Below are 6,534 nucleotides of genomic sequence, written 5' to 3' on the forward strand. Positions count from 1 at the left end.
GAATAGCGAGCTATTTGACGAAGAAGCAGGAATTTTTAGACCAATTTATTGCAACCGCAGTAGGACAGCCTTAAGTCCGACAGGCTGCTAGCGCTTTCAGCAGTCGGTGCACAGTATCCCATCGGGGCTGGACCTTGCCGTTAAAGGCTTTGTACAGACTCTCCCGGTTCAGGCCGGTCTGTTCCGCCAGTTGTGTCACGCCTTTATGTTTGACCACATGCCCAAGAGCCACAATAAAAACACCGGGATCATTATCCTGATAGGCTTCAGTCAGAAACCAGGGGATGTCATCATCGGTCAGGGCATTATCAAAAGGATTGTAGGGTTTCAACGATTCGCTCATGATTGTTTCCTCCAGTTCTTGCAATATTTCTATGACTTTTCAATGTCCTGGGACTCGCTGGATTTGTCCCCAACACAATAGGATGACCAGCTGCTCACCACGAACAGTGAAATAGGGCCGATAGCCTTTGCCTGCAAGTATCCGCATTTCACTGATATTGCCACCCACGGATTTTACATTATGGTTAGCAATGCCGGCGAAGACGCACTGGAATAGGCCATAGAAATAGCCCCGACTGGCGACAGCCTTGAAGCCCGTGGTGCACCCGCGCAACGTAAGCGTTCAAGCAGGGTATTGACTCCCCCTACTTGCCGAGATCGGATTTTAACGGATTGGTCCCGAATTTCTCTTTCCAGATTCGCGGGATTAGCTCTCGGATATCGCACGTTGCTCAAGATGTGTCAGGGTTCCAAGGCTGATGGCAATACGACTGGACTCAAGTTTCTGATGCTGGCGGTAAAGCGGAGCGCGGAAGCAGTAATTCTCTACCAGCAGACCCGCGATGAAGCTGACATCGGGAAAGCTGCGATCAAATAATCCTAATGGTGTGGTTACCGTTGTTAGCGTCTGGCTGGGCTTGTGGCGAACGACTTCGCGCTGATATTTCAGGATGACATAGCTGGCAGGGCGCTGCGCCAGACTATAGGTGTACTTGTAGTCAATGATTTCGTAATGGTCTGCGTCTTCAAATTGTCTTTATTCCCAAAAAGAGGCAAAAGGTCATTTATGGAAGCTTGAGAAATTTTCTGGGAACCATTGTTAATGAACTTGCCAAGTACAAAAAAGTGCAAAATTGCGGAGGGGCATTTGATGCGCGATTACGTCCATATTTGCATTAGCATTCCGATGAAATATTCTGCTTTCCATATTGTCGGTTATATGAAAGGAAAATGTGCAATAGCTATTGCAAGACCTTTCAAAGGTAAGCAAAGGAATTTTTCTGGAGAGTACTTCCGGATACGAGGGTATTTCGACGCACAATAGGACTTGATGAAAATGTGATTAGGGAATATATCAGAAACCAAGAGAAAAATGATGGAACACGAGATCAGTTGAAACTTGGTTTTGACTCAGGCACTTGGGGGTAACATAAGCCCTTTGAGGGTTTCACTTAATAAGCCCCCGGCTCTACCGGGGGTAATTAACTGATAATCGCAATAATCCTGACACAGCGAGAGAGTCATGAATCAAAAGAGGAGATATCTTTGTTGACAAAAACCGAAGGGGTATCCTACGTTGTTTAAAATTTTATGATAATGTCGATAATATAAAAATATTAAATGGAATTTAAAACGTCATGAAAAAATATAGATACATTTTGCTATTATTAATTCCTTTATGGCTTTCAGCAAATAGCATAATTCCAGACAATGCTGCTAATGGTCTGAACAATGATACAAGCATAAATCAGCATGAAGAAAAATGGTCAGACTTTACTTGGTATCCGTTTAAGATTTTGAGTTACCCTGCCAGATTCTGGAAAAGACCTTATGAGCAAAATATCACTGAAATAGAAAAAGAAGATAAAAAGCATTCTTTAAAAGGATACATTTTAACTGAGCTTGCTGATGGCAGTTATTCTTCATATGAAAAAATTAAAGATGGAATTGAATTAGAAATAAATAATAAAGCTGATTTCGAAGGGCGGTCTGCATCATATCGAAAAGATTATTCTAGATACACTAGTAAAAATTTCAACAAGCCAAATAAGCTTCAAACATACCTTTCTTCTGTTCCAAGTGTCTCTAAAATTGATGATAATGCAATATATGGATTAAAAAATATAGATCTTATCCTATCAGGAGGAACCTGGAAACCCTATTCGCTGGCTGTTGCAAAGAATCATTTGGCATTTTCAAAAGCAAGGCGTACTAAATACAAATTCATACTGTTTAGCCAGAATAGCGAAGATGATGACTCAATAGATTTGATGAATTGGATGCACGATAGGCAACCTTATTGGGGAAAAATATTTTTAATTAATAAGTGGCTGAAAGAGGGTCGAGTAAAATCTGGTAAATGGATTACCTGGATAGATGATGATATTGTAATCAATGATTTTAAGAATGATAAAAGCCATCTTGATAAAATAATAGATTCAGTTGGGGAGCATGCTTGCATTATAACTTCTCAGGATTACTGGTACCATCAAGGATTACAACAATTAAATGATGGTCGTTTACCGAATACAGGCATTATTATGGTTAAGAACACAAGGTATTGCTCTTATATTTTAGAGTTATGGCTTAGCTATGCAGATGATCCAACTTTGGGAAAAAATAGTCAAAAATATACGCTTCACGAACAGGAAGCTTTAGTCAGGTTAAAGATAAATATCGATAAAAGATCTTTAGTTATCAAATTTATTAGAAACAGGACTAAAGATTGGAATTTTAATACATTTAAAAGATTTAATCATTTTTACAATGGTAGTCAGGCAAATTACAATTCAGATACAGAAAATGATAGAGCAATAGCTGCACTTATGAATGATGCATATATTCATCACACAGGGATGGCTTCTCTCTATAGACTTGCACTTATCGCTCACTCACTTTTTGAAATTTCAGGTAATTACCCCGTTATCCAACATGCTGACGATGGCAGCTAACGGCACGCACACCGGCTGCAGATCAGCGCAGCCAGGAACCTGCGTTGTATGAGTGCTTTTTATCAAAATGGAACGCCTTGCGTTCCAAATCGAGCAGGTCCCACTATCGTCGTCTGACCCGTATTGAAACCCCAAATCCAGAGAGCGATATCTGCTGGAAGCCATACAATAGAGCTGGCATTCCCGGTCGCTGGATCGTCAGGTCAGCAAGCTGTATTACGAGCGCTTGTTGTTCAGCAAGGATAAGCAGCCCGTGCTGCAGGAAGTTGAACAAAAAACTAAAAAGTTTGAAGAGTAGACGTGCATTAAAACTATTGACAAGTACTCCTGATTTTCAGTGGACACAGAGTAAGTAACTTGCGGCCAAAATGCATTAAAACTGTTTTTATATGTCTGATTCCTGAATGTAGCTGGATAAAGCTGTTGACTGATAGCCCTATATAATAAGGGCTATAGAGGAATAAGCTATTTCCGTGTCGATAGTTTAATGCATGTGTCTGGAGTTTTAATACATGTTTACATCTGTTGGTTAGACCACAGACCCCAACTGGAAAATAGGCAAGTACATGGCAATGATAAGACCACCAACCAGTACGCCGAGAACCGACATGATCAAAGGTTCCATCAAGCTGGTCAGACCATCGACCATGTTGTCTACTTCGTCTTCGTAAAAAGTGGCGACCTTATCGAGCATTTCATCCAGAGCGCCGGATTCTTCACCAATAGCCACCATCTGAACCGCCATGGCCGGGAATATGCCAGAGTTTCTCATGGCGAACTGCAGCTGCTGACCGCTGGATACGTCTTCCTTTATGCGTTGGGTGGCATCGAAATAGACGACGTTACCAGCAGCCCCGGCAACCGAGTCAAGGGCATCCACCAGGGGTACACCGGCGGCAAAAGTCGTCGACAGGGTTCTGGCGAATCGGGCGACTGCTGATTTATCAAGAATGACACCGATCACGGGAATCTTAAGGGTGACCCGATCCATTCTGTCTCTGGTTGCTTTGGATTTTTGTAGCAGTTTTTTGAACATAAATCCAAAGGCAACGAGAGCGCCTATGGTCATATGCCATGAACTTTGGACCCATTCAGAAATGCCGATAACCAACTGGGTAAATGCGGGTAGCTCAGCCCCAAATCCCTGGAATACTTCCTCAAACTGGGGCACTACGTAGACCAGCAGAATGCCAGTCACAACCATAGCAACACCCACAACAGCGATGGGGTATTTCATCGCTTTCTTGATTTTGGCCTTAAGGGCTTCGGTTTTCTCTTTATAGGTGGCGATTCTGTCCAGCAGTGACTCCAGAGAACCAGACTGCTCACCGGAAGCGACAAGATTACAGTAGAGGTCATCGAAATACAGTGGATGGTTTCTCAGGGCATCAGCCAGAGTGGAACCGCCGGCAACATCATTCTTGATTTTGCCAATGAGATCTTTCATGGCAGGCTTTTCGATACCGTCAGAAGTAATATCAAACGCTTGAAGCAGGGGAACCCCCGCCTTCATCATGGTGGCTAGCTGGCGGGTAAACAGGGCAATATCCATGGGTTTGATCCTGCCGCCCTTGGTACCCAGTGACATACCCTTCTTTCTGACTTTTGTGGAGTTGATTCCCTGCTTGCGGAGCTCAGCTTTGACCAGTGCAATACTGCCGCTCTGGATTTCTCCTTTGACCTTCCGCCCACTCTTGTCTTTACCTTCCCAGACGAATGTGGCTGTTTTTGTTGGTTTTCGTGCCATATATAGCCAGTTCCGTAGCTTCTTTTATCATTCTTGTTGAGCCACTGCGATGCCAGGCAGTGGCATTATACCGCTCTTAACGGAGTCCGCTATTGGGGATTCATTATAGCGCTAATGGCTTTGTCGGCGAGTATTGTACGAGACCTTAGGGAAACTTAATACGAAGTGGAAGACAAAATCAGAAAAAGGTGACAAAAGTCCTGAGGATGAGTGGGTTTTTTGCACTGTAATCATGATCCTGTCGAGTTTGTCAGGTGTTTATGAATCCATTCATACATTGGTTTAGCAACAGTCCACTGAAGTGGTGCTGTAATCGTCGAGGTTCAGGGCGGTGAGACAGCGCCCCCAGACGCACCCGGTATCAAGGGCATGGATTTTTTTGCGCTGACTGTTGCCTTCCAGGGCAGCCCAGTGACCAAAAATAATGCGTTCTTTGTAGACGGGGCTATCAGGAAAATTATACCAAGCGGCGAATGTCTCAGTGGCAGATGCTGTCTTGTTGTCAAGATCAAGCCGACCGTACTGGTCACAAAAACGCATCTGTGTCAGATAAGCTGCGGTCAGTTTCAGTTTGGCTCGACGGGTATAAGCTTCTTCCATAGAGTTGATGGAATCTGATTTGAATAGAAACTGAAGAAACTCTTGATAGTTTTCTCCCTGAAGGGCTTTCTCAAGTTTGCTTGCATACAGGCAGGCCTGCTTCAGGGTCCAGATCGGAGGGATTCCAGCATGTACCATTGTGACTTTGCGTTTTTTATCATAGTGAATCAGTGGGCGGTGCCTTAGCCAGTCAATCAATGAGTCTCTGTCAGGAGCGCTGAGCAGTGGGGCTAATGTATCTTTCTTTTTGGATCGACGAACTCGTGCAGCAACCGCCAGCAAGTGCAGGTCATGGTTGCCCAATACAGCGGTACAATCGCTGCCGAGACTTTTCAGGTAGCGTAGCGTAGCCAGTGAGTCTGGGCCACGGTTTACCATATCCCCCGCTACCCACAACTGGTCACGGCCAGGCTTGAACTGAACTTTGTCAAGCAGATGTCTGAGAGGCTCGTAGCATCCCTGGATATCACCTACGGCGTACACGGTCATTAACAATAATCTCCTGAACCTTTAAACGTGTGATAGCCATTTATAGCAAAGGTCTTTGAAGGTTCGTGGTTTTAAGACTAAATCGGGAATGCTTGATTGAAATGCACAAAAGCTTTTTCTGATTCGCTGCCTGGCTCAGTAACAGTTTGTGACCGGCTTGGAGAAATATCCTTTTCTCCGTTGACCGGGTGGAGACTGCGTTCTCCACAGTGATGAAAACTGCATTTCCCTGCTAATAGTAGTAACTCAGTGGATAGCGAGCATGCAAGTCGTCTGGTCGTTTATCATGTAACGGCAGCTTTCTTACATTGGAAAAATTTTCATCCCCGAGGCTGACGAAAAATGATGTCAGTCGCTCATGGCAGCTGAATGCAGATAATTGGCGATAGCAACAAATTCTGGCAGAGTCACCGTTTCCGGACGACTCGCAGGGTCGATACCCAGCTCAGTCAGTTTATCGGCAGAGATTAGCTTTTTCAGAGTGTTTCGCATAGTTTTGCGGCGTTGCTGGAAAGCTTCCCGAACCACCCTTTCCAGCAGTTTTACGTCATCTGCCGGGTAAGGTAAATCTCTATGAGGCTCAAGCCGAACAATAGCTGAGTCAACTTTGGGGGCAGGTTTGAAACAGCCAGGGCCCACAACAAACAGGTTGTTCACCTTGCAGTAGTATTGAGCCATGATGCCCAGTCACCCATAGTGCTTTTCACCGGGCTGGGCTGCAAGTCTTTCCACAACCTCTTTCTG

At 44.4% G+C, this 6,534-nt stretch carries 6 protein-coding genes and 1 pseudogene; 2 read left to right on the plus strand and 5 right to left on the minus strand.

Annotated features, from left to right (window positions below; all coding sequences use genetic code 11):
* Positions 1 to 70: 70 nt before the first annotated feature.
* Complete coding sequence (locus KDK16_RS02210) at positions 71 to 343, minus strand: addiction module antidote protein (protein ID WP_257274465.1); 273 nt, start codon at positions 341 to 343, stop codon at positions 71 to 73.
* A gap of 366 nt (positions 344 to 709) precedes the next feature.
* The gene (locus KDK16_RS13450) at positions 710 to 1,009 is read right to left on the minus strand and encodes a transposase (RefSeq protein WP_373690679.1); all 300 of its coding nucleotides are present in this window, start codon (positions 1,007 to 1,009) and stop codon (positions 710 to 712) included.
* A gap of 11 nt (positions 1,010 to 1,020) precedes the next feature.
* Between KDK16_RS13450 and tnpA the strand changes: the two are divergent.
* Positions 1,021 to 1,431: pseudogene (gene tnpA, locus KDK16_RS02215) on the plus strand (IS200/IS605 family transposase).
* A 209-nt stretch (positions 1,432 to 1,640) separates the two neighbouring features.
* A complete protein-coding gene (locus KDK16_RS02220; protein ID WP_257274466.1) occupies positions 1,641 to 2,954 on the plus strand; it encodes a hypothetical protein in 1,314 nt (437 codons plus the stop codon).
* A gap of 529 nt (positions 2,955 to 3,483) precedes the next feature.
* Here KDK16_RS02220 and KDK16_RS02225 read toward each other — a convergent pair.
* The 3 genes from KDK16_RS02225 to KDK16_RS02235 all read right to left on the minus strand — a co-directional run bounded on the left by KDK16_RS02225 (position 3,484) and on the right by KDK16_RS02235 (position 6,468).
* The gene (locus tag KDK16_RS02225) at positions 3,484 to 4,701 is read right to left on the minus strand and encodes a type II secretion system F family protein (protein WP_257252904.1); all 1,218 of its coding nucleotides are present in this window, start codon (positions 4,699 to 4,701) and stop codon (positions 3,484 to 3,486) included.
* Between the two features lie 282 nt (positions 4,702 to 4,983).
* A complete protein-coding gene (locus KDK16_RS02230) occupies positions 4,984 to 5,790 on the minus strand; it encodes a symmetrical bis(5'-nucleosyl)-tetraphosphatase (protein WP_257274467.1) in 807 nt (268 codons plus the stop codon).
* A gap of 348 nt (positions 5,791 to 6,138) precedes the next feature.
* Positions 6,139 to 6,468: an rRNA adenine dimethyltransferase family protein gene (locus tag KDK16_RS02235; RefSeq protein ID WP_306670693.1), complete on the minus strand. Its 330-nt coding sequence runs from the start codon at positions 6,466 to 6,468 to the stop codon at positions 6,139 to 6,141.
* Positions 6,469 to 6,534 lie beyond the last annotated feature (66 nt).

It is taken from the genome of Endozoicomonas sp. SESOKO4 (assembly GCF_024606275.1).

Coding starts and splice junctions, on each gene's coding strand:
- KDK16_RS02210 (WP_257274465.1), bottom strand. CDS start 343: ATGAGCGAATCGTTGAAACCCTACAATCCTTTTGATAATGCCCTGACC.
- KDK16_RS02220 (WP_257274466.1), top strand. CDS start 1,641: ATGAAAAAATATAGATACATTTTGCTATTATTAATTCCTTTATGGCTT.
- KDK16_RS02225 (WP_257252904.1), bottom strand. CDS start 4,701: ATGGCACGAAAACCAACAAAAACAGCCACATTCGTCTGGGAAGGTAAA.
- KDK16_RS02230 (WP_257274467.1), bottom strand. CDS start 5,790: ATGACCGTGTACGCCGTAGGTGATATCCAGGGATGCTACGAGCCTCTC.
- KDK16_RS02235 (WP_306670693.1), bottom strand. CDS start 6,468: ATGGCTCAATACTACTGCAAGGTGAACAACCTGTTTGTTGTGGGCCCT.